A 19580-nucleotide genomic window follows, 5' to 3' on the forward strand; every position below is an offset into this window, starting at 1 on the left:
TCAGATGGAAACAAGAAATTTAAGAAAAGTAAGACAGGGTGTTGTTATAAGCAATAAGATGGATAAGACTGTCGTTATTGCTGCAAAATTCAAAGAAAAGCATCCGATATATGGTAAATTTGTTCAGAAGACAAAGAAATACCATGTTCATGACGAAAAGAATGAGGCTAATATTGGAGATACAGTTTCAATTATGGAGACTCGTCCTTTGAGTAGAACAAAAAGATGGAGATTAGTTCAAATAGTAGAAAAAGCTAAGTAATTATGATACAGACAGAATCAAAACTTACAGTATGTGATAACAGCGGAGCACGTGAAGCAAAGTGTATTCGTGTACTTGGTGGTACACGTCGACGTTATGCAAGTGTTGGTGACGTTATCGTAGTTGCGGTGCAGAATGTTATACCATCAAGTGATATTAAGAAAGGTGCAGTATCAAAGGCGCTGATTGTGCGTACTAAAAAGGAAATTAGACGTGCTGATGGCTCATATATACGTTTCGATGATAATGCTTGTGTATTACTTAACAATGCTGGTGAACTTCGTGGAAGCCGTATCTTCGGACCTGTCGCTCGTGAGCTTCGTTCAGTAAATATGAAAGTTGTTTCTTTAGCACCTGAAGTTCTTTAATAGATTAAACGAAAAACAAAATGGCAAAATTCCATATCAAAAGAGATGACCAAGTAATTGTACTTGCAGGCTCTGATAAAGGTAAAAGTGGTAAGGTGCTCAAAGTTCTCGTTGACAAAGGACGTGTGTTAGTTGACGGCATCAACCTAGTTTCAAAGAGTACAAAACCATCTGCGGCGAATCCACAAGGTGGTATCGTCAAAAAAGAAGCACCTATTCATATTTCAAATGTTAGTCTTATTGATCCTGTAACAGGGCGACCAACACGTATAAAGATTAAACGTGACGGAAAGACTATTACACGTATAGCAAAAAAGTCAGGGGAGGTAATTAAATAATGAATACAGCTGCATTAAAAAAAGAATATAAAGAACAGATTGCTCCTACTCTCCAAAAGCAATTTAATTACACTTCAGCAATGCAGATTCCTGTATTGAAGAAGATTGTTATTAATCAAGGTTTAGGCGATGCAACTCAAGATAAAAAGATTATTGAAGTAGCAATTAATGAGATTACAGCTATAACAGGTCAAAAGGCAGTTGCAACTTATTCAAAGAAAGATATCGCAAATTTTAAACTTCGTAAAAAAATGCCTATTGGCGTTATGGTAACATTACGTCGAGAGAGAATGTATGAATTTTTAGAGAAACTGGTGCGAGTATCTTTGCCTCGTATTCGGGACTTTAAAGGTATTGATAGCAAGTTTGATGGACGTGGAAATTATACGTTAGGTATAACTGAACAGATAATTTTCCCTGAAATAAATATTGATCAAGTTGATCGTATTCAAGGCTTGAATATAACTTTTGTAACATCTGCCCAGACTGATGAAGAAGGTTACGCTCTCTTAAAAGCTTTCGGGCTACCATTCAAAAATGCTAAAAATGATTAAGTAATATGGCAAAAGAATCAATGAAAGCTCGCGAAGTAAAACGCGCGAAATTGGTAGCTCGTTATGCAGAAAAACGGGCCGCTTTGAAAAAGATAATAGCTACAGCTACGGATCCTGCAGAGGCTTATGATGCTGCAAGAAAATTGCAAGAGATTCCTAAGAATGCAAATCCTATTCGGTTGCATAATCGCTGTAAGATAACAGGCCGACCTAAAGGTTATATTCGCCACTTTGGTATCTCTCGTATTCAATTTCGTGAGATGGCATCTCAAGGATTGATACCTGGAGTAAAGAAGGCAAGTTGGTAAGACCCTATTTTAACGAGTGAGTATTATTTGATACTTATCGTGTAATATTAAGTATTTTTTAATATTGTCGGGAAAGCCCCGATTAATTAAATTTTTTATTTATGACAGACCCAATAGCAGATTATCTGACACGACTCAGAAATGCGATTATGGCACATCATCGCATTGTTGAGGTTCCTGCATCTAATTTAAAGAAGTCTATCACAAAGATTCTCTTTGAAAAGGGATACATTCTGAACTATAAGTTCGTTGAGGATGGACCGCAAGGTACTATTAAGATCGCTTTAAAGTACGATCCAGTAACAAAACAAAACGCTATCAAAAGTTTAAAACGCGTTTCTTCACCAGGTCTTCGCCAGTATACTGGTTATAAAGACATGCCGAGAGTTATTAATGGACTTGGAATTGCTATAATTTCTACGTCTAAAGGTGTAATGACAAATAAAGAAGCTACTACTGAAAAAATAGGTGGTGAGGTTCTTTGTTATATTTATTAATTGGAGGATTTGATATGTCAAGAATCGGAAAATTGCCAATTAGTATTCCTGCTGGAGTATCTATCTCACAGAAGGATAATGTTGTTACAGTAAAAGGACCTAAAGGTGAATTGTCTCAATATGTGCATCCATCAATTAAGATGAATATTGAGAATTCTTTAGTCACTTTTGAGATTGATGCGAACCATATAGAAAATAGTAAGCAAAAGCAAGCATATCATGGGCTTTATCGCTCGCTCGTAAATAATATGGTAGTAGGAGTTAGTGAAGGTTATACAAAGACACTTGAATTAGTTGGTGTTGGATATCGTGTTTCAAATCAAGGAAACTTAGTTGAATTTACGCTTGGTTATACGCACCCTATATTCTTACAACTCCCGAAAGAAGTGAAAGTTGAGACAAAGAGTGAACGTAATCAGAATCCAGTTATCACTATTGAAACAGCTGATAAGCAATTGTTAGGTCTTATTTGTGCTAAGATTCGTTCTTTCCGTAAGCCTGAGCCATATAAAGGTAAAGGTATATTGTTCAAAGGCGAAGTTGTTCGTAGAAAATCTGGTAAATCAGCTGCCGCTAAGTAATTTTAATAATTCATTGCGATTATGACAACAAAGAAAGAACAAAGAAGATTGAAAATAAAATACCACATTCGTAAGAGTGTGAATGGAACTGCGGAACGTCCACGTTTAAGTGTTTTTCGTAGTAACAAACAAATATATGCACAGGTTATTAATGATTTAACGGGAACTACACTTGTTGTTGCTTCTTCTACAGGTTTTGAAAAAATGACCAAAATAGAACAAGCAAAGAAAGTTGGTGTGCTGATTGCTGAAAAAGCAACAGCTGCAGGTATTCAGCAAGTAGTATTTGACCGTAATGGTTATCTTTATCATGGACGCGTACAGGCATTAGCTGAAGGTGCTCGTGAAGGAGGACTTAAATTCTAAACGATTATGGTAATGAATAAAGTAAAAGTAAATAGTGACGTGGAACTAAAAGATCGCTTGGTTGCAATTAATCGTGTAACCAAGGTAACTAAAGGTGGACGTACATTCACATTTGCAGCTATCGTTGTAGTCGGCGATGGTAAAGGCGTAATCGGTTGGGGACTTGGCAAAGCTGGTGAAGTAACAGCAGCTATTCAAAAAGGTACTGATGCTGCCAAGAAAAATCTTGTGAAGGTTTCTGTTTTAAAAGGAACTGTTCCTCACGAGGTTGAAACTCGTTATAGTGGTGCGCAAGTATTACTTAAGCCAGCAGCAGCAGGTACTGGTCTAAAGGCGGGTGGTGCTATGCGTGCTGTATTGGAGAGTGCAGGTATTACCGATGTTATTGCAAAGTCTAAAGGTTCATCTAATCCTCATAATCTTGTGAAGGCAACAATAGCAGCGCTTGCTGAAATGCGCGATGCTTATACAGTTGCAGGAGAGCGAGGAATTAGTATGAATAAAGTTTTTAATGGTTAATATAGGAGAGTAAAATATGGCAACAATAAAAGTTAAGCAAATTAAGAGCCGCATTAATGCTCCTAAAGATCAGAAGGCTACTTTGTTGGCTCTAGGGCTTCGTAAAATTTCACAAGTAGTAGAAGTAGAGGATACTCCCAGTATTCGTGGAATGATTCGAAAAGTGCATCATTTGGTATCATTAATTGATTAATAAATCCTTTAAAGAAACTAAGGTATGAAATTAAATAATTTGAAACCCGCAATGGGATCAACCCAGTCACGTCGTAGAATTGGTCGCGGAACAGGATCTGGACTTGGCGGAACTTCTACTCGTGGTCATAAGGGGGCAAAATCTCGTTCTGGTTACAAGAAAAAGATTGGCTTTGAAGGTGGTCAAATGCCACTTCAACGCCGTGTTCCGAAAGGTGGTTTCAAGAATATCAATCACAAGGAATATTTTGTAGTTAATTTGTCAACTCTTCAAGAACTTGCAGAGAAAAAGAATCTGACTAAGATTGGTTTAACTGAGCTTATTGAAGCTGGTCTGACAAATGGAAAAGTGCTTGTTAAGATTCTTGGAAATGGAGAATTGAAAACGAAGGTAGATGTTGAAGCAAATTCCTTCTCTAAAACTGCCGAGACAGCTATTAAGGCAGTTGGTGGTAACACAACTATAATCTAAGTAAATGAAAAAGTTTATTGAGACACTGAAGAACTGTTGGAAAATCGAGGATTTGCGTAAGCGACTCCTCGTGACCATCTTGTTCACGGCCATTTACCGTTTTGGCTCGTTTATTGTACTTCCTGGAATTAATCCCAGTTTATTGGAAAAGCTCCAGTCGCAAACAGCTGGCGGTCTAATGTCATTGTTGGATATGTTCTCTGGTGGTGCATTTTCTAAGGCTTCTATTTTTGCTTTAGGAATTATGCCTTATATCTCAGCTTCAATTGTAATGCAGCTTTTGGCGGTTGCAGTACCATATTTCCAAAAGATGCAGAGAGATGGTGAGAGTGGTCATAAGAAGATAAATTGGTATACGCGAGTGTTAACAATCTTTATATTGTTCTTTCAAGCCCCTGCGTATCTGTTTAATTTGAAGACGCAAGCAGCTGGAGCTTTGGCTACAGGTGTCAATTGGACGCTCTTCATGGTATCTGCCTCAATAATCTTGGCTGCCGGGTCTATGTTTATTTTATGGCTCGGTGAGCGCATTACAGATAAAGGAGTTGGGAATGGCGTTTCTATCATTATTATGGTGGGTATTATAGCTCGTCTTCCACAAGCTTTCTTTCAAGAAGTAAGTAGTCGTTTCACGGCAATTACAAGTGGTGGCCTTGTGATGTTTATAGCTGAGATAATCATCCTATATTTGGTTGTTTGTGCGGCGATTCTTCTTACACAAGGAACACGTAAGATTCCTGTGCAATATGCGAAGAAGGTTGTTGGAAATAAACAATATGGTGGAGCGCGTCAATATATTCCTTTAAAGTTGTTTGCTGCTAACGTTATGCCTATCATCTTTGCTCAGGCTTTGATGTTTATTCCTTTAGCATTCGTTCAATATTCTACCGATAGTGCTAGCCCAATCTTTCAGTCTCTTATGAATACAAAGAGTCTTTTGTATAATTCAATATATGTAATTCTTATAATTGCATTTACATATTTTTATACTGCAATCACTCTTAATCCAACTCAGATGGCTGAGGATATGAAGCGTAATAATGGATTTATACCAGGAGTTAAACCAGGTAAGAATACTGCTGAATATATTGATTCTGTAATGAGTCGTTTGACTGGTCCAGGGTCTGTATTTATAGCTTTCATTGCGATTATGCCAGCATTGGCTGGACTATTGAATGTACAAGATTCGTTTGGTCAATTTTTTGGTGGAACATCATTGCTTATTCTTGTTGGTGTAGTTATTGATACACTGCAGCAAATAGAATCTCATCTAATGATGCGACACTATGATGGACTATTGAATTCAGGTCATACACGTGGTAATAATACGGTCTCTGCATATTAAATCCTCCTTTAGGTGAAAAGTTTTGAAGGATGAAACATTAGAATAAAAAGGGTAATCATTTATATTATGGTGTCTTTCTATGTGTATTTTGATTGCCCTGATTAAATTTTATTAATATGTAATACTGATAGTGTAGATTTATAATAGAATATTCATCATTAAGACTGTGTTTAAAATATGGCGAAGCAAACTGCTATAGAACAAGATGGGACAATCTTAGAGGCTCTCTCTAATGCAATGTTCCGAGTAGAGTTAGAGAATGGGGTTGATATTACTGCACACATCTCAGGTAAAATGAGAATGCACTATATTAAGATACTTCCTGGGGACAAAGTGAAGGTCGAGATGAGTCCATATGATTTAACAAAAGGCAGAATAGTTTTCAGATATAAATAATAAAGCATAAAAATGAAGACAAGAGCATCATTGAAGAAGCGTACAGCTGACTGTAAGATTGTTCGTCGAAAGGGTCGCTTGTTTGTTATTAACAAGAAGAATCCTAAGTTCAAATTACGTCAGGGTTAAAGTTAAAAAAAACAAAACTCATTGTTACCTAATATAAAATGGGTAACTTTGCGAATTATTGTGAATAAAAGTTTAATTAATTACAATCAATGGCAATAAGAATTGTTGGAGTAGATTTGCCCCAAGAAAAGCGTGGCGAAATCGCATTGACCTATATATATGGTATAGGTCGAAGTAGTTCAGCAAAGATATTGGATAAAGCAGGCATTAGCCGTGACCTTAAGGTAAGTGAATGGTCTGACGACCAAGCTGCTAAGATCCGTGAAATTATCAGCGCTGAATTTAAAGTAGAAGGTGATCTCCGTTCAGAGATACAGATGAATATCAAGCGTCTCATGGATATAGGTTGCTATCGTGGAGTTAGACATCGTAATGGTCTTCCTGTTCGTGGTCAGAGTACAAAGAATAATGCTCGCACTCGTAAGGGAAAGAAGAAGACTGTTGCTAATAAGAAAAAAGCTACTAAATAAAATTTAGTTATGAGTCGTGAGTTATGGTCCTATTTAGATTGTAACTTACTTACTTAAAGCTTAGACTAAAAAAGTTATGGCAAAGAAAACAGCAACATCAAAGAAGAGAAATGTGCGAGTTGATGCGCTTGGTCAACTCCATGTACATAGTTCATTCAATAACATTATTGTATCCTTGACAAATAATGAAGGTCAGGTTATTTCATGGTCTTCAGCTGGTAAGATGGGATTCCGTGGCTCGAAGAAAAACACTCCTTATGCTGCGCAGATGGCAGCAGAAGATTGTGCTAAAGTAGCATTCGACCTCGGTTTACGCAAAGTAAAAGCGTATGTAAAAGGACCAGGTAATGGTCGTGAGAGTGCAATTCGTGCAGTCAATACTGTTGGTATTCAAGTTACAGAGATTGTCGATGTAACTCCATTGCCACATAATGGTTGCCGTCCTCCTAAACGTCGTCGCGTATAATCACATCTTTTTAACAATTTAAAGAATTAAATTAAATTATGGCAAGATACATAGGTCCAAAATCTAGAATCGCACGCCGCTTTGGTGAGCCAATCTTCGGTGCAGATAAGGTGTTAGCTAAGAGAAATTTTCCTCCTGGGCAGCACGGCAATAATCGTCGCCGTAAGGTTTCTGAATACGGTGCTCAGTTAGCAGAAAAACAAAAGGCTAAATATACATACGGAGTTTTGGAACGTCAGTTCCGTAATCTTTTTGATCGTGCTGCTAAAGCAAGTGGGATTACAGGTGAAGTTCTTTTGCAGAGCCTTGAAAGCCGTCTTGATAATGTAGTTTATCGTCTTGGTCTTGCACCAACACGTGCTGCAGCTCGTCAATTGGTGAGTCATAAACACATCGTTGTAAACGGTAGTGTTGTTAATATTGCTTCTTATGCAGTAAAGCCTGGAGATATAGTCGGCGTTCGTGAACGTGCAAAGTCTCTAGAAGTAATTGAAGCAGCTTTAGCAGGTTTCAATCACAGTAAATATCCTTGGATTGAATGGGATGAGAATAGCAAGAGTGGCAAATTCCTTCACCAACCAGATCGTGCGGATATTCCCGAAAATATTAAAGAGCAGTTAATCGTTGAGTTGTACTCTAAACAATAAAAATCATTAAATTAATGGCGATATTAGCATTTCAAAAACCTGATAAAGTCGTGATGTTGGAGGCTAATGACAAATTCGGTAAGTTCGAATTTCGTCCTCTTGAGCCAGGCTATGGAATTACAATAGGTAACTCTTTGCGTCGCATCCTTCTTTCGTCATTAGAAGGTTATGCTATTAACACTATTCGTATAGCAGGTGTTGAGCATGAATTTTCTACAGTTCCTGGCGTAAAGGAAGATGTTACTAACATCATTTTGAATCTCAAACAAGTTCGATTCAAGCAAGTAGTAGAAGAATTCGAGAATGAGAAAGTTAGTATCACTGTAGAGAATTCTACTGAATTCAAAGCTGGTGATATTGGTAAGTATCTGACTGGATTTGAAGTGTTAAATCCTGATTTGGTGATTTGTCATTTAGATTCAAAGGCTTCAATGCAGATAGATTTAACAATCAATAAGGGGCGTGGTTACGTTTCTGCTGATGAAAATCGTGAGTTCTGCACTGATGTAAATGTACTCCCAATCGATTCAATCTACACCCCAATACGTAATGTGAAATATGCAGTTGAGCCATATCGTGTTGAGCAAAAAACCGACTATGACAAACTGATTATTGAAGTTACAACAGATGGTTCTATTCACCCAAAAGATGCATTAAAAGAGGCTGCAAAGGTTCTCATCTATCACTTTATGTTATTCTCTGACGAAAAAATTATGTTAGAGAGCCCTGATCAAGAGGGGAATCAAGAGTTTGATGAGGAAGTGTTGCATATGCGTCAGTTGCTTAAGACAAAGTTAACTGATTCATCGCTGAATTTAAGTGTTCGAGCACTGAATTGTTTAAAGGCAGCAGATGTAGAAACACTTGGCGATTTAGTTCAATACAATAAGACAGATCTTTTGAAGTTCCGCAACTTTGGTAAGAAATCGCTTTCTGAGCTTGATGATTTGCTCGAGAGTCTGAATCTAACGTTTGGAACCGATATTACAAAGTACAAATTGGACCGCGAATAAATTTACTGTACGACATAGATCCTAAGCCGGTTTTGTCTACAGAAATTCATTTTGGTCCTCAATAAGAAAATTTAAAATGAGACATAATAAGAAATTCAACCATTTGGGTCGTACTGCTAGTCATCGTAGTGCTATGCTTTCTAATATGGCAGTATCTTTGATTAAGCACAAAAGAATCACTACGACCCTTGCAAAGGCTAAAGCTTTAAAGAAGTTTGTTGAGCCTTTAATTACACGTTCTAAGAATGATACTACAAATTCACGTCGTGTTGTATTCCGTTATTTACAAGACAAAGAAGCTGTAAGCGAATTGTTCAAAGAAATTTCTGTTAAGATTGGTGATCGTCCAGGCGGTTATACTCGTGTAATAAAGCTCGGTTTCCGTAAAGGTGATGCAGCTCCTATAGCTTTTATAGAGTTGGTTGATTATGATGAGAATATGGCTAAGGCGCCTAAAGCAGAAGTTAAGAAGACACGCCGTAGCCGTCGTTCTACAAAAAAGGTTGAGACAGAAAATCCTTCAATTGAAACACCTTCAACAGAGGAGCCTTCAGAAGAAGGAAAGGCTGAATAATCTTTGTAGATCATGTCTTTATAATAAAATTGCAGATATGTCGTATGGCATATCTGCTTTTTTATATAATGGTGTATCCTCTATGAGTCTAAACTCTAGTTTTACGTAACTGTCTATGGACCTGAAGTCGGGACAAATGTCAGTAAAGGTAGTGTCTAAAAAAGTGTGTAAGTCCTCTCTTTCTTCTCTTTTTATTTTATTCATTTTTCTTCCTTTTGTTTCCAGAATTTCCATTGATAAATTTTTCTTGAATATGTTGTGAAAACCTATGAAAAAAACTGTATATTTTGTAAGCGGCTCGCAGACATAATGTGAACCGCTTGCGCTTTGTTTAAAACACTATCTCTATGCTAATTTTAGAACAAATGAAGAGTAATATCTTGAAAAGTCACTAAAACGCAAATTTATAGGCTATAAATTAACGAATATATCATTAATTATTTGGCATTATCATCTGATTATACTATTTTTGCGAAATAAAAACATATGCCTATGGCTGATTTAAATAGAATAAAGGTAGTCCTTACTGAGAACAAGAGGACTAGCAAATGGTTGGCGGAGAAAATCGGGAAAGATGTCGCAACCATTTCAAAGTGGTGTACCAACACTTCTCAACCATCCCTAGAGATCTTGGCTTCAATAGCTAAGGTACTTCATGTTGATGTAAGAGAACTAATCAAGCCAACAGATGATCAAAAAGTGATAATGTCTATAATTAAGTAGCACAGGTCTGATAACTCCTTTATTTTTTAGAAGCCTAAATTCACTACAAATTAGAAATGGGATTTTTTGATGTAATAATAAGAATTTTCAAAGGAACTGATTTTGATAAAAAATCAGAGGAACTTGAAGCACGTATTACAGAGTTAAGGCGTGAGAAGTCGAAATTGGATTGTAAACTTGGCAATAAAAAAATATCTGACCAGAGCTATGCATGGTATTCAATTTCAGCGACATCGGAAAATTCTTCACATACAAGTCATTTTATTAATTTCCAACCGCCGACATGGAATAAGATTACATCTATGGAAGAGCGACAGGAAACACGAATAAAAGAATACAAAGAACGCATTAGAACTTTGTCAATAGCATTGACTAGAAAATTCGATGAGGTACAAAACTATATAAATTCTGGTAACACTGTAGCAGCAGAAAAAATTCTTTTACAAAACGCCTTTGGGATTAAAGAAGTAAACGATGAACAGCTTAATGCGCGATTCATGCAACTTCAAGAGGAAATTAGCCAATTGAAGGAGGAACTACGCAGGAAAGAAATTGAACGCAAAGTTGAGGAAGAGAGAAAAAAACAAGCAGAAGCAAAAAGAATAGCTGAACTTCAACGTAGAAAAGAAGAGCAGGCAGCCAAAGAGCGTGAAGAACGTGAGCGCAAAGCCCGAGAATATGAAGAAAAACTAGCAAAAGAGGAAGCAGCTAGGCAAAAAGAGATTGAAAGGCTTAAGGCTCAAATTACAATCAGGAAGATAGAGGCCAATGAAATACTTGACTATCTTAGACAAAAAGGTGTGTCATGTTTTTATCATTTCACAGATGAGCGTAATCTCCCATCCATACGAAAAATGGGAGGGTTATATTCTTGGTATTATTGTCAGCAAAACAATATAAAGATACCGAATCCTGGAGGAGATACCTTGTCGTGGCAGTTAGACTCGCGAAAAGGTTTACAAGACTATGTCCGACTTAGTTTTTGCAACGATCATCCAATGGCATATAGAAAGAAACAAGAGGGAGCGAGATTGATTCTATTAGAAATCAAAGTAGATGTAGCCGTTTTCAAAGAAACTAAGTTCTCTGACATAAATGCCGCAGATGGAAATGCAAGTTTTGGCAAAGAATATACTGATTTACAAAATGTAAAAATTTCAGCGACAAAAAGGCATTATGTAGGTCGTAATGACCCAGATTTTAAGCAACATCAGGCTGAATGTATGGTTAAAACATTTATCCCAATTGAATTTATCACAAATATTAGTAACCCTAATTATATGTCATAATGATATATATTGAAAGTAAAAAAAGAAAAATGGAGAATATCCAGAAGCAATATCCAAATGCGGATATCTTGGATATTACCTCCATGTCATCAACTCGCTATGCGCAGATACTGAGTCCATTTTATCCACATGGCAATATTCCTATACCGTTTACACCCGGTATGTATGCGACATGCGTAGAAGCAGTATGGCAGGGCTTAAAAGTTTTTCAAGGCTACGATGTGGATTTAGCTACCTTCCAGAATAACACTATGAAAGGTCTTAAGCGTACGGTCCGAAAGTTTGGCATGCCTCTTGGACATCGAAAAGGAGTTTATGGCAAAGAGTTATTAAACTATTTTGATGCACGCATGCAAATTTATCTACCCACTTATAAATGGATGTTGGATAATGTGCCAGAGGTGCATAAAGTTGTTGAACGAATTGCGCAAAGAGCCAAAGATCACGATATTGTTTTCTTGGACTACAATACAAATTCCGAGTTTAGAGACATCACTTCTCCCATCTCACATGCCTCTTTGGTAAAACTTTATATAGAGGGACGATACCCCAAAGATGGAGAAGTTTACACTTCATTGACTAAGGAAGAAGCTAAAGCCCGTAAGGAAAATCTTAAAAAGGAAAAGAAGGCAGCAAAGAGCAAAATTGCTATTCACAAACAAAAGATATTATTTGAATAACTATGAATATATTTCTGATTAGTATTATGGGGCTTAAATTAGGGATCTCTCAGGTTTCCCTAATTCTCGTTGATATTATTATTGTGATTGGAGTTATATGTCTCCAATACCATTCATTTAACAAAACGAGAAAGAATATCAAGTTGCTATCTAAATTCTTTCCTAATATCTCGAATTTAGAGATATTTAAGTCATCGATTACACGGGAAATTCTTTCTTCAAAGAAGGAATTGGAAAAGTTCCTGAAAGATTTACCTAAAAGGACGACTTCTCAGAATAGCATATCGAATACCATTCAAGATGTGGATGATGAATACATAGAAAAGCAGACTGAAGAATTCGATATTGATTTAATAAAGATTAAAAGAGGTAGTAATGCCCTGTTTGAAGAAATCGTAGACGAAACAAACGCTTACTTATGTAAGAATGTTGGAACATCTGCTGATTTTTCTTTATTAAAAGATATATGTGAGAGGAAAATAGAATCCTTAGAGGCTCAGATTTCTAGTTCTATAAACGTACCTCTCTATCTTGGACTTATTGGTACTTTTATAGGAATTATAACAGGAGTTGGCGGAATAGCTTTTAATGTTGAAGAGCTGTTTTCGTCAAGCAACATGTCTTCCCTTTCCGCTCTGCTTGTTGGTGTTGTTATAGCTATGATTGCAAGTGCCCTTGGTTTGGGATTCATGATTTATAATTCCGCTATAAATTATAAGAACGCATTAGATGAATGTGATAAGAATCGAAATGATTATTATGATTTCCTTCGGAGAGAACTGATGCCTGTACTATCTAATAGTATGGCTTCAAGTCTTAATTCGTTGAAAAGTGTACTTGGAAATTTTATAGGGAAATTTGGTCATAACCTTGATGCTTATGCAAATTCTGCTGAACTTCTCAATGACAACATAGAGAAACAACATTTATTATTGTTAGAAATTAACAAAATGAATCAGACCAAGGTTGCTGCAGAAATAGCTCAAACTTTTAGTACTCTTAAAGAAGCATCGGACTCTCTAAATGTATTCAGAAGTTATCAAGACAATCTGAATGATACTGTAAATAAAATAGATGTCTCTATAGGTAAAATCGACAATATTGTTAAATCATTTGATGATTTTGCACAGGCGCTTAAGATCGTTGTAGAAAATCAAAGAACTGCTAAAGATTTGCAGACACAATTCCAAGCAGCAATAGAACATCACTTCCCAATAGGATCAGATGCGCGAGATATGTGGAGGAAACAATTTGATGAACTCACATCAGATGCAGCAAGTGTTTCGACCGAATTAAACAACCAGCTTAAAGCATCCACGGATTATATTCGTAACTTTGCCGACAATAATAAAGAATCTTTTACTTCATTGTCTCAGTTGAAAGATGTTCTTAATTCCCTTGTAGAATATACCGAAGTGCAAGCTAATTGCTATCGAGATTTAAAAAAAGAAATTGAAGAATTGAAAAAAGCCCAGATAGAGACGCGTTCTAATAGCAATAAGCTAAACGCTGATTTACTAACAGCCGTTAGAGAAATGATTTCGGCAATTAAAACAATGAGGAATTAAGCGATATGGCACGAGGCAAACATAAAGATCCGTTTTGGACAAGCTATTCAGACTTGATGACTAGTTTGTTTTTTGTCATGCTCGTATTATTCATTATCTGTCTAATTAAAGTTGGCGGCACGAATCGTAAGTTAGCAAAAGCTCTTGAAGGAGCAAATGTTACTATTGAGCAACAAAATCAAATATTGCAACTGGACAGCCTCTTCTCGGTATTGAGTAAGGCAACCTCACTAGACTATGAACCTGAAAAGAAAATATTCTATGCAAAGGCTTTTCAAGAGAAAGAAATCTTTTATCCAAATGATGATAAAATTAAGGAGGAGTATATAAGTACGGTTGATAAAGTAGGCCATGATATAGAAGCAATTCTGAAACGACTAAATGCAAACAACAAATTTAGTTACCAAATGATTATAGAAGGAAATGCTGCTATAAAGTGGGATAAACTCAAAACAGGGAACTATGATCCAGATAATATTACAATGTACCATCTAAGTTACAATAGAGCACTTGCACTATATAACAGATGGAGAATTGTCGATAAGTTGGATTTTAGGGCATATAATACAGAAGTCATTATAGCTGGCAGTGGATTTAATGGTATTAATCGTGACCTAAATGTGGAAGAATATAACAAACGGTTTATCTTGCAAATTATTCCTAAGATAAGTAGACCAACTATTAGAAAATAAGGGGTTCTCGATGGTAATAGCTATAATATTCACTTGCTCAATAGTTCTCGTTATAATCTTTATTATTTATGCGAATAAAGATGCGAGGCGTATAAGGATGGTTCATAAGAATTACCCTATGTTACTCAGAGCTCTACTAGATGCCACTTCTATAAATATTAACTCTTTGTCTAATGAACAAAGAAAATTAATCCTTAGTCTCTCAGATGACGATTGGATGGATTGGGCAGCGATTAAGAAAAATCAACATAATATAGCGGAGGAGTATTCGTCATTGTTCATCAAATATATTCTTGAACAATATCCCCAGATAACAGAACGAAACAACTATAGCATAAAAGGTAAGATTTCTCCAACAATAAATGAAAACGTTGATGCAATTCTTAATTCCCTGAATCTCCATGAAATGAGGATGCTTGATGCTGAAACGATTGATAATTGGGAGAATAGGAAGAAACGGAATGTACTTTTAGAAAAGATTAGAAAAGAATATCCAGATGGACTCAAAGAATTAGATCAAAGAATAACAAGTACAAAAAAACCTAAAAACCTATCAGATGAAGATATCATAAGGGAAATATCTACGATTAAACTATTCCAACAATGGCATGATTTGGCTAGTGCATATCGTGATTGGAAAAAGAGACAAGAAGTCTTCGCTACTAAGTACTATAACTTATGCAGGCAAGATAGAACAAATGATGGTCGATATACATATCAAGTATGTTATAAAAGGACTACAGGACTAGGGGATTTGGTAGATGATGTCTATAAGATCTGGCAAGGTTTTGTGTCCTCTTTCAGTTCTCATTGTCTTGAATTTCAAGACGATCGTTATATAAGTAGGTACAACAAAATCCCAGGATTTAAAGCATGTACGAGATATTTTACTAAGATTGTTTATGAGCAGATTTTTAAATTGATTTCAGATATTTATGAATATCTGGAGAGTAAGCCTCTCACTATTTTTGTGAATAGTAGCAACTATGGTTGGTCTAAGGATGCCTACGAATATCATTATAGGCAATTAAGAGAATTACTTGATTCGAACAAATTTCCGTATTGTGATTATGAAAGTCTTCACAACATTAAAGAGACAACTGTTTATGAAGGCGTAGTGGTGATTGATCTCATTACATCAAACGATGAGATGACAAATAAGAGTAAACTTATTATTGAACACTTTACTAGACATGTTCCTGTAATAGGTTATTATTCATTTATTAAAGAGTATTCTGATGAAGAAATAAAAAAAATATTTGAGCCAGATGTTGTGAAAAATAATGATATAGCTTTTATCAAAAAACAATTTGAAAGAGTTATTAAAAACGAATACTTCTCTTATATTGCTATCATAAATACTATTTTGGGAGAGGCGGGAGGTGCTGATAAAACAAAAAAAATATGGTTAGATGCCCCAGACAAATATGAGCTGAGGTTTATGGACGGAGATAATACTTCTAAGATGGTTGCAAATTATTCAGTTGATGGTGGTATAACATACACAGTGAAAGAATATGAAGGTGATTCCTTTTCTATCGAAGATGTCGTAAAAATGTCCTACGATATTTTATTGAAAATGGGTATTCTGAAAAATTTCAAATCAAAAGGTGCCAAAGCAATAGATTTTATGAACGAGCAAGCTTTCCTTGCGTATCATTAATTCTCCGTCATATATTGATGCCTTTCTGCAAAATTAAGTAAGAACTATTATATTGAGACCTCTGCAAAACTCCTCTTATAATTTGTCTTTCTTAAATAGTCCTCCCTTATAAACCTAATATTCCTCTGATTCATAGTATATTATCCTGTAAATTATTTGTTTGTATCTGCAAGTTTTTGTACCTTTACACTATAATTCTTGCAGATATTTATGCTTAAACGTACATCTAAACAGCTCTCTATGTTCTCTTCTTTAGAGGACATGCTTAGTCATCAACATCCCCTTTTCCAACTTAGTAATAAGATTAATTGGGAATGTTTTGAAAATGCTTTTTCTCCTTTGTATTGCAGCAATAATGGTCGCCCGGCTCATCCAATTCGCTTGATGTGTGGTCTTTTAATTTTAAAACATTTGCGTAATGTGTCAGATGAACTGGTGGTTTCTCAATGGAGCGAGAATGCTTACTACCAATACTTCTGTGGTGGACTTGAATTTATGCCAAAACAACCCTGTGACGCTTCCGAGTTAGTTCACTTCAGAAATCGTATAGGTGAGGAAGGTATGGAGTTAATATTAGCAGAAAATATCCGTGTTAATACCGACCATGATAACGAAGATGCTATCAATGTATTATTAGCTGCGGCAGCATATAACTTCAAAAGAGCTATGAGAGTTCTTTTGTACCTTATAAAAAGAATAAGTATAGAGCTTGTCAGTACAAACTTTACACCGAAATATAGTTTTTAAGGAACGACTAATTAACTTTTGACACACTCTAAAAATGAAGAAGTCATTATCTTTGATGTTGTATGTATTTATGTGCAGCTGTTGTCTTGGCTCTTCGAGAGTCTCATTGAATTATAAAAATGATGAATCAACAGACGCACTAGAAGTAAACTCTCCAATCTGTAGTCCTCTAAATTCTGAAGATAATGAACTAACAGATTCTATAACAACTAATTTTTCTCAGAGCAATGTAACATATTATGGTATTCGGATTTGGCCCCAAGACGAAGAATACTACCAGAAAAGTGTAGGAAACAGGTTGTATCTTGTGTTAGGGATTAATGATACGTTGGTAGTTATATCCGATAACCCAATATTTTTTGGGGCGAATATATTATCAATAAGATCAAAAAGTAGAGCAAGGAAGGTATATTCAAGGTACAATCTTAATTTTGACAATGATCTTCCAATAAGATTTTATGCCACATCTTCATCAGATACTCTTATTTATGAAAAAATACCAATAAAATCTGCTCCGTATCAATTGTCTAAGGGTATATTGAAGACAAATAGGTTAATTGGTCTCCCCATATATGTGGGTATGCCTATCAAAGTGCTAAATAGAAAAGTGGGGATAGAGGGAATAATCCCACTTGAAACCTTAACAGAGTATAAGGTAATGTGCGTCATACATCCAGAAGCGGTTCGCTCTCTTTGGGTAGATAAACAATATATCCAATCATTGAAGCAGTTAAGTCACTGTGATATAACAATGATCATATTAAAATTAAAAGATAACAAGATTGATACCATTGAGTTTACCAATTTTGGGAAATATAAAATGACGGATGGAATGAGCGTAACATCATATTTAAAATTTAGATAATGCGGTAATGGCCAAAAGACGTAAAGAAATTCCAGTAAGCGAAAGAACTGTTATTTTGAAAGGATTACGAAAATGAAAAAAACATTCTTTATGCTCTTATTTCTTATATTTTGTGAGAGCATCAACTGTTCTGCACAAAAAATAGCGTACATAAATATTCTGTATGGAGAATTTTTTATTGAAAATAAGCATAATTATCAAGTGTGCTTTTATACAGATTCTCTAACCATACAATGTGGAATAAATAATGGTAAAATACGAAATTTGAGTCAAAATGAATATTCAAAACAAATAGCAAAATTACAAAAGAAAGAATTTGAAAGATATGTACAATATATGTACGAATGCTCTGGGAATAAGCAACACTCACCAAAATATGTGACATTCCTTGATTATAATGCTTTTGTATTATATGCAGACGGAACAAGTAAAAGGTATTTTTTCCCAGCAGTGTGTACTTTAGGAGTAAATAATGAGCATCTCAAAGATTATGAATATTTTATGAATAATCTTTTTTTGATGTTTAAATCGTGTTTCCCTTCTTTAAATTGGTGATAGTAATTCCTCATTTTAATTTTGGATGAACTGTTAATGCTCCAAATTGGGGTTTATTAAGATAATCATCTGGTTATCAATGTTATTTTTAAAAGATTAGGCGTAAGAGGATGTATCAATTTTGACACACCCTCTTATAAAAGAAGATATATGTACAGATTTTTTTTACTATTTTGTTTTATAAGCGGCATCAACAGCTATTATAATGCAAAAGGATTATCTCACAATATAAGTCAAGACTTTGTAAGAGACACAATCTATACAACCTTTGAAAAATATGATAGGACCGTTGTGAGATATGAAAATAAAATTGTTAATCATATAAAACAAAAGGTTGTTATAATAGCAAAAGACAGAAATAATATCTGTAAGTCAGAAATTCTTTTTGTGGGGAGTATTCTTAATTCAGATAATGACACTATATCCTTTTTAAAAAAAGAAGATACATTTGGGCTAAAAGAAAGTCCTCATTCATCTGGAAATATTATTGTGTATAAAAATAGAATAAGACAAGGGTATTACTCAAATTTCTCCAAAGGTTTTTTTGTAAAAGTTGAAGATAATATTTTACATATAAAGGATGTAATGGAAGAAGATTTGAATGGGCAGCCTGTTCTTGGAATCCTCAATTTAATAAACTTTAAGGAGGAGATACCTCACAGCGTTTTTATATATATAAATCAAGATGATGGAGACGAATATGTTTTTCATAAATATAATGATAAATAGTCCTCCCTTATAAACCTAATATTTCTCTGATTCATAGTATATTATCCTGTAAATTATTTGCAAATATCTGCAAGTTTTTGTACCTTTACATTATAATTCTTGCAGATATTTATGCTTAAACGTACATCTAAACAGCTCTCTATGTTCTCTTCTTTAGAGGACATGCTTAGTCATCAACATCCCCTTTTCCAACTTAGTAATAAGATTAATTGGGAATGTTTTGAAAATGCTTTTTCTCCTTTGTATTGCAGCACTAATGGTCGCCCTGCTCATCCAATTCGCTTGATGTGTGGTCTTTTAATTTTAAAACATTTGCGTAATGTGTCAGATGAAATGGTTGTTTTTCAATGGAGTGAGAATGCTTACTACCAATATTTCTGTGGTGGACTTGAATTTATGCCAAAACAACCCTGTGACGCTTCCGACTTAGTTCACTTCAGAAATCGTATAGGTGAGGAAGGTATGGAGTTAATATTAGCAGAAAGTATCCGTGTTAATACCGACTATGATAACGAAGATGCTATCAATGTATTATTAGCTGCAGCAGCATATAACTTTAAAAGAGCTATGAG

Annotated in this window: 29 protein-coding genes and 2 pseudogenes; 30 read left to right on the forward strand and 1 reads right to left on the reverse strand. The window is 35.3% G+C overall.

Annotated elements, in window-relative coordinates; translation table 11 throughout:
* Window positions 1-4: 4 nt before the first annotated feature.
* From rpsQ to rplQ, 19 genes are all read left to right on the forward strand, one after another.
* On the forward strand, window positions 5-262 hold the full coding sequence (gene rpsQ, locus DX009_RS02250; RefSeq protein ID WP_006045602.1) for a 30S ribosomal protein S17: 258 nt from the start codon (window positions 5-7) through the stop codon (window positions 260-262).
* Window positions 263-264: 2 nt separating this feature from the next.
* On the forward strand, window positions 265-630 hold the full coding sequence (gene rplN, locus DX009_RS02255; protein WP_006045601.1) for a 50S ribosomal protein L14: 366 nt from the start codon (window positions 265-267) through the stop codon (window positions 628-630).
* Between the two features lie 20 nt (window positions 631-650).
* Window positions 651-968 carry a 50S ribosomal protein L24 gene (gene rplX, locus DX009_RS02260; RefSeq protein WP_006045600.1) on the forward strand — a complete coding sequence of 106 codons (318 nt, stop codon included), beginning with the start codon at window positions 651-653 and terminating at the stop codon, window positions 966-968.
* The gene (gene rplE / locus DX009_RS02265; protein WP_006045599.1) at window positions 968-1522 is read left to right on the forward strand and encodes a 50S ribosomal protein L5; all 555 of its coding nucleotides are present in this window, start codon (window positions 968-970) and stop codon (window positions 1520-1522) included. Before rplX ends, rplE begins: the two co-directional genes overlap by 1 nt.
* Before the next feature lie 5 nt (window positions 1523-1527).
* Window positions 1528-1830: a 30S ribosomal protein S14 gene (rpsN, locus tag DX009_RS02270; RefSeq protein WP_006045598.1), complete on the forward strand. Its 303-nt coding sequence runs from the start codon at window positions 1528-1530 to the stop codon at window positions 1828-1830.
* 101 nt (window positions 1831-1931) lie between these two features.
* Window positions 1932-2327: a 30S ribosomal protein S8 gene (rpsH, locus tag DX009_RS02275; protein WP_006045597.1), complete on the forward strand. Its 396-nt coding sequence runs from the start codon at window positions 1932-1934 to the stop codon at window positions 2325-2327.
* Between the two features lie 14 nt (window positions 2328-2341).
* Window positions 2342-2908: a 50S ribosomal protein L6 gene (gene rplF, locus DX009_RS02280; RefSeq protein ID WP_040595432.1), complete on the forward strand. Its 567-nt coding sequence runs from the start codon at window positions 2342-2344 to the stop codon at window positions 2906-2908.
* Window positions 2909-2929: 21 nt separating this feature from the next.
* Window positions 2930-3274, forward strand: coding sequence for a 50S ribosomal protein L18 (rplR, locus tag DX009_RS02285; RefSeq protein WP_006045595.1), 345 nt, complete (start codon window positions 2930-2932; stop codon window positions 3272-3274).
* 6 nt (window positions 3275-3280) lie between these two features.
* A complete protein-coding gene (gene rpsE / locus DX009_RS02290; RefSeq protein ID WP_006045594.1) occupies window positions 3281-3793 on the forward strand; it encodes a 30S ribosomal protein S5 in 513 nt (170 codons plus the stop codon).
* A gap of 16 nt (window positions 3794-3809) precedes the next feature.
* Window positions 3810-3986: a 50S ribosomal protein L30 gene (gene rpmD, locus DX009_RS02295; RefSeq protein ID WP_006045593.1), complete on the forward strand. Its 177-nt coding sequence runs from the start codon at window positions 3810-3812 to the stop codon at window positions 3984-3986.
* A gap of 24 nt (window positions 3987-4010) precedes the next feature.
* Window positions 4011-4457, forward strand: coding sequence for a 50S ribosomal protein L15 (gene rplO / locus DX009_RS02300; protein ID WP_006045592.1), 447 nt, complete (start codon window positions 4011-4013; stop codon window positions 4455-4457).
* Between the two features lie 4 nt (window positions 4458-4461).
* The gene (gene secY, locus DX009_RS02305; protein WP_115082876.1) at window positions 4462-5802 is read left to right on the forward strand and encodes a preprotein translocase subunit SecY; all 1341 of its coding nucleotides are present in this window, start codon (window positions 4462-4464) and stop codon (window positions 5800-5802) included.
* Between the two features lie 177 nt (window positions 5803-5979).
* Complete coding sequence (gene infA / locus DX009_RS02310; RefSeq protein WP_004352768.1) at window positions 5980-6198, forward strand: translation initiation factor IF-1; 219 nt, start codon at window positions 5980-5982, stop codon at window positions 6196-6198.
* Between the two features lie 12 nt (window positions 6199-6210).
* Window positions 6211-6327: a 50S ribosomal protein L36 gene (rpmJ, locus tag DX009_RS02315; RefSeq protein ID WP_004335771.1), complete on the forward strand. Its 117-nt coding sequence runs from the start codon at window positions 6211-6213 to the stop codon at window positions 6325-6327.
* An 89-nt stretch (window positions 6328-6416) separates the two neighbouring features.
* The gene (gene rpsM, locus DX009_RS02320; RefSeq protein WP_006045590.1) at window positions 6417-6797 is read left to right on the forward strand and encodes a 30S ribosomal protein S13; all 381 of its coding nucleotides are present in this window, start codon (window positions 6417-6419) and stop codon (window positions 6795-6797) included.
* Between the two features lie 76 nt (window positions 6798-6873).
* Window positions 6874-7263 carry a 30S ribosomal protein S11 gene (gene rpsK / locus DX009_RS02325; RefSeq protein ID WP_006045589.1) on the forward strand — a complete coding sequence of 130 codons (390 nt, stop codon included), beginning with the start codon at window positions 6874-6876 and terminating at the stop codon, window positions 7261-7263.
* A 38-nt stretch (window positions 7264-7301) separates the two neighbouring features.
* Window positions 7302-7910: a 30S ribosomal protein S4 gene (gene rpsD, locus DX009_RS02330; RefSeq protein ID WP_006045588.1), complete on the forward strand. Its 609-nt coding sequence runs from the start codon at window positions 7302-7304 to the stop codon at window positions 7908-7910.
* Between the two features lie 14 nt (window positions 7911-7924).
* Entirely contained in the window at window positions 7925-8923 is a 999-nt protein-coding gene (locus DX009_RS02335; protein ID WP_006045587.1) for a DNA-directed RNA polymerase subunit alpha, read from the forward strand.
* Between the two features lie 76 nt (window positions 8924-8999).
* On the forward strand, window positions 9000-9497 hold the full coding sequence (rplQ, locus tag DX009_RS02340) for a 50S ribosomal protein L17 (protein WP_115082877.1): 498 nt from the start codon (window positions 9000-9002) through the stop codon (window positions 9495-9497).
* Between the two features lie 18 nt (window positions 9498-9515).
* Here the strand turns inward: rplQ and DX009_RS02345 are convergent, their stop codons facing one another.
* On the reverse strand, window positions 9516-9731 hold the full coding sequence (locus DX009_RS02345) for a hypothetical protein (RefSeq protein WP_115082878.1): 216 nt from the start codon (window positions 9729-9731) through the stop codon (window positions 9516-9518).
* A gap of 258 nt (window positions 9732-9989) precedes the next feature.
* On the opposite strand from DX009_RS02345, the gene DX009_RS02350 reads away from it, so the two are divergent.
* The 11 genes and pseudogenes from DX009_RS02350 to DX009_RS02400 all read left to right on the forward strand — a co-directional run.
* Window positions 9990-10220, forward strand: a complete 231-nt coding sequence (locus tag DX009_RS02350; RefSeq protein WP_115083794.1) for a helix-turn-helix transcriptional regulator — start codon at window positions 9990-9992, stop codon at window positions 10218-10220.
* A 56-nt stretch (window positions 10221-10276) separates the two neighbouring features.
* Complete coding sequence (locus tag DX009_RS02355; protein ID WP_115082879.1) at window positions 10277-11509, forward strand: DarT ssDNA thymidine ADP-ribosyltransferase family protein; 1233 nt, start codon at window positions 10277-10279, stop codon at window positions 11507-11509.
* 29 nt (window positions 11510-11538) lie between these two features.
* Window positions 11539-12189: a DUF6939 family protein gene (locus tag DX009_RS02360; RefSeq protein WP_245944563.1), complete on the forward strand. Its 651-nt coding sequence runs from the start codon at window positions 11539-11541 to the stop codon at window positions 12187-12189.
* 2 nt (window positions 12190-12191) lie between these two features.
* Window positions 12192-13757 (forward strand): hypothetical protein, encoded by a 1566-nt coding sequence (locus DX009_RS02365; protein WP_245944564.1) that lies wholly within the window; start codon window positions 12192-12194, stop codon window positions 13755-13757.
* 5 nt (window positions 13758-13762) lie between these two features.
* Entirely contained in the window at window positions 13763-14449 is a 687-nt protein-coding gene (locus DX009_RS02370; RefSeq protein ID WP_115082881.1) for a hypothetical protein, read from the forward strand.
* Window positions 14450-14567: 118 nt separating this feature from the next.
* Entirely contained in the window at window positions 14568-16112 is a 1545-nt protein-coding gene (locus tag DX009_RS02375; RefSeq protein WP_147278659.1) for a hypothetical protein, read from the forward strand.
* Window positions 16113-16322: 210 nt separating this feature from the next.
* Window positions 16323-16730, forward strand: a pseudogene (locus tag DX009_RS02380) (transposase); the annotation flags it as partial.
* 163 nt (window positions 16731-16893) lie between these two features.
* Window positions 16894-17724, forward strand: a complete 831-nt coding sequence (locus DX009_RS02385; RefSeq protein ID WP_245944565.1) for a hypothetical protein — start codon at window positions 16894-16896, stop codon at window positions 17722-17724.
* 72 nt (window positions 17725-17796) lie between these two features.
* Window positions 17797-18279, forward strand: a complete 483-nt coding sequence (locus tag DX009_RS02390; protein ID WP_115082883.1) for a hypothetical protein — start codon at window positions 17797-17799, stop codon at window positions 18277-18279.
* Between the two features lie 150 nt (window positions 18280-18429).
* Window positions 18430-19008 carry a hypothetical protein gene (locus DX009_RS02395; RefSeq protein WP_006045580.1) on the forward strand — a complete coding sequence of 193 codons (579 nt, stop codon included), beginning with the start codon at window positions 18430-18432 and terminating at the stop codon, window positions 19006-19008.
* Between the two features lie 111 nt (window positions 19009-19119).
* Window positions 19120-19527: pseudogene (locus tag DX009_RS02400) on the forward strand (transposase); the annotation flags it as partial.
* Window positions 19528-19580 lie beyond the last annotated feature (53 nt).

The sequence above is a fragment of the Prevotella pallens genome (genome assembly GCF_900454935.1).
Classification (GTDB): domain Bacteria; phylum Bacteroidota; class Bacteroidia; order Bacteroidales; family Bacteroidaceae; genus Prevotella; species Prevotella pallens.

Excerpts from the sequence above, each read along its gene's own strand:
- infA (WP_004352768.1), top strand. The coding sequence starts at position 5,980 with ATGGCGAAGCAAACTGCTATAGAACAAGATGGGACAATCTTAGAGGCT.
- rplR (WP_006045595.1), top strand. The coding sequence starts at position 2,930 with ATGACAACAAAGAAAGAACAAAGAAGATTGAAAATAAAATACCACATT.
- DX009_RS02345 (WP_115082878.1), bottom strand. The coding sequence starts at position 9,731 with ATGGAAATTCTGGAAACAAAAGGAAGAAAAATGAATAAAATAAAAAGA.
- DX009_RS02335 (WP_006045587.1), top strand. The coding sequence starts at position 7,925 with ATGGCGATATTAGCATTTCAAAAACCTGATAAAGTCGTGATGTTGGAG.
- rpsN (WP_006045598.1), top strand. The coding sequence starts at position 1,528 with ATGGCAAAAGAATCAATGAAAGCTCGCGAAGTAAAACGCGCGAAATTG.
- rplE (WP_006045599.1), top strand. The coding sequence starts at position 968 with ATGAATACAGCTGCATTAAAAAAAGAATATAAAGAACAGATTGCTCCT.
- rpmJ (WP_004335771.1), top strand. The coding sequence starts at position 6,211 with ATGAAGACAAGAGCATCATTGAAGAAGCGTACAGCTGACTGTAAGATT.
- rplN (WP_006045601.1), top strand. The coding sequence starts at position 265 with ATGATACAGACAGAATCAAAACTTACAGTATGTGATAACAGCGGAGCA.
- rpsD (WP_006045588.1), top strand. The coding sequence starts at position 7,302 with ATGGCAAGATACATAGGTCCAAAATCTAGAATCGCACGCCGCTTTGGT.
- rpsQ (WP_006045602.1), top strand. The coding sequence starts at position 5 with ATGGAAACAAGAAATTTAAGAAAAGTAAGACAGGGTGTTGTTATAAGC.
- rplF (WP_040595432.1), top strand. The coding sequence starts at position 2,342 with ATGTCAAGAATCGGAAAATTGCCAATTAGTATTCCTGCTGGAGTATCT.
- rpsH (WP_006045597.1), top strand. The coding sequence starts at position 1,932 with ATGACAGACCCAATAGCAGATTATCTGACACGACTCAGAAATGCGATT.
- rpmD (WP_006045593.1), top strand. The coding sequence starts at position 3,810 with ATGGCAACAATAAAAGTTAAGCAAATTAAGAGCCGCATTAATGCTCCT.
- DX009_RS02370 (WP_115082881.1), top strand. The coding sequence starts at position 13,763 with ATGGCACGAGGCAAACATAAAGATCCGTTTTGGACAAGCTATTCAGAC.
- DX009_RS02365 (WP_245944564.1), top strand. The coding sequence starts at position 12,192 with ATGAATATATTTCTGATTAGTATTATGGGGCTTAAATTAGGGATCTCT.
- DX009_RS02355 (WP_115082879.1), top strand. The coding sequence starts at position 10,277 with ATGGGATTTTTTGATGTAATAATAAGAATTTTCAAAGGAACTGATTTT.
- rpsM (WP_006045590.1), top strand. The coding sequence starts at position 6,417 with ATGGCAATAAGAATTGTTGGAGTAGATTTGCCCCAAGAAAAGCGTGGC.
- rplQ (WP_115082877.1), top strand. The coding sequence starts at position 9,000 with ATGAGACATAATAAGAAATTCAACCATTTGGGTCGTACTGCTAGTCAT.
- rpsK (WP_006045589.1), top strand. The coding sequence starts at position 6,874 with ATGGCAAAGAAAACAGCAACATCAAAGAAGAGAAATGTGCGAGTTGAT.
- DX009_RS02375 (WP_147278659.1), top strand. The coding sequence starts at position 14,568 with ATGTTACTCAGAGCTCTACTAGATGCCACTTCTATAAATATTAACTCT.
- secY (WP_115082876.1), top strand. The coding sequence starts at position 4,462 with ATGAAAAAGTTTATTGAGACACTGAAGAACTGTTGGAAAATCGAGGAT.
- DX009_RS02385 (WP_245944565.1), top strand. The coding sequence starts at position 16,894 with ATGAAGAAGTCATTATCTTTGATGTTGTATGTATTTATGTGCAGCTGT.
- DX009_RS02395 (WP_006045580.1), top strand. The coding sequence starts at position 18,430 with ATGTACAGATTTTTTTTACTATTTTGTTTTATAAGCGGCATCAACAGC.
- DX009_RS02350 (WP_115083794.1), top strand. The coding sequence starts at position 9,990 with ATGGCTGATTTAAATAGAATAAAGGTAGTCCTTACTGAGAACAAGAGG.
- DX009_RS02360 (WP_245944563.1), top strand. The coding sequence starts at position 11,539 with ATGGAGAATATCCAGAAGCAATATCCAAATGCGGATATCTTGGATATT.
- DX009_RS02390 (WP_115082883.1), top strand. The coding sequence starts at position 17,797 with ATGAAAAAAACATTCTTTATGCTCTTATTTCTTATATTTTGTGAGAGC.
- rplX (WP_006045600.1), top strand. The coding sequence starts at position 651 with ATGGCAAAATTCCATATCAAAAGAGATGACCAAGTAATTGTACTTGCA.
- rpsE (WP_006045594.1), top strand. The coding sequence starts at position 3,281 with ATGGTAATGAATAAAGTAAAAGTAAATAGTGACGTGGAACTAAAAGAT.
- rplO (WP_006045592.1), top strand. The coding sequence starts at position 4,011 with ATGAAATTAAATAATTTGAAACCCGCAATGGGATCAACCCAGTCACGT.